Here is a 723-nt window from a genome sequence, read left to right as displayed (position 1 = left end):
TGGCACCGTCGTGTACAATGTCGCACAATGGTATAGAAAGGCGGTGGTTCGCGAGCCGAACGAAACTGCGAACCATGGTGTTGCCGGTCGCTACTTCTGGTGCTGAGTTGCGCCAACTTCCCGCCCAAGGCGGGTTTTTTGTTTCTGCCCTTCGTTACGATCAAGGCTCCGATCAGGCAGGCTTCGAGACGATGATGGCCAGCGATGCCAATCTGCCTTCGTTCAGGCTACGGATGTAGTTCTTGCGTCGCTGCACGAATTCGGTGCCGAGCACGATTTCATTGACCTGACGTTGCACAGGCGAAGGAATGATGCCGGAACTGGCCCTTTGCATCGCCAGTTCGACATGTTCGCCGGTCTCGTCGATGACTTCGTCAATATGGAAGCCCGCGTCGGCGAACAGGGTCTTCAGGGTATCCCGGTCAACAAGGTGGCTGGTTTCCGGCGCAACCGCCCAGGGCAAGGGATAATTCGGCTCGCCGGCAGCCAGCACGGCTTCGGTCCAGATCAGTTTGCCGCCCGGCTTCAGAACGCGAAAAGCCTGCCCGATGACGGCGGCCTTGTCGGCGATGTTCATCCCGACATAGAAGCAGATTGCCGCGTTGAATGTGTTGTCGGCGAAGGGCAGTTTCGCCGCGTCGGCTTCGTGGAAGCGAACCTTGTCGCCAAGGCCGCTGAGCATGGTCAGTCGGCCGGATGCCTCGACAAAGACTGGTGTGAGGT

1 protein-coding gene is annotated in these 723 nt (G+C 58.8%); it reads right to left on the bottom strand.

What is annotated here, in order from left to right:
• Positions 1 to 172: 172 nt before the first annotated feature.
• The coding region (locus EN884_RS37685; protein WP_128361217.1) for a methyltransferase domain-containing protein at positions 173 to 723 on the bottom strand (551 nt) is incomplete at its 5' end.

Origin of the sequence: Mesorhizobium sp. M7A.F.Ca.AU.001.01.1.1 (genome assembly GCF_004022735.1) — a bacterium.
Classification (GTDB): domain Bacteria; phylum Pseudomonadota; class Alphaproteobacteria; order Rhizobiales; family Rhizobiaceae; genus Mesorhizobium; species Mesorhizobium ciceri.
This window is presented reverse-complemented; position numbering and strand designations above follow the sequence as displayed.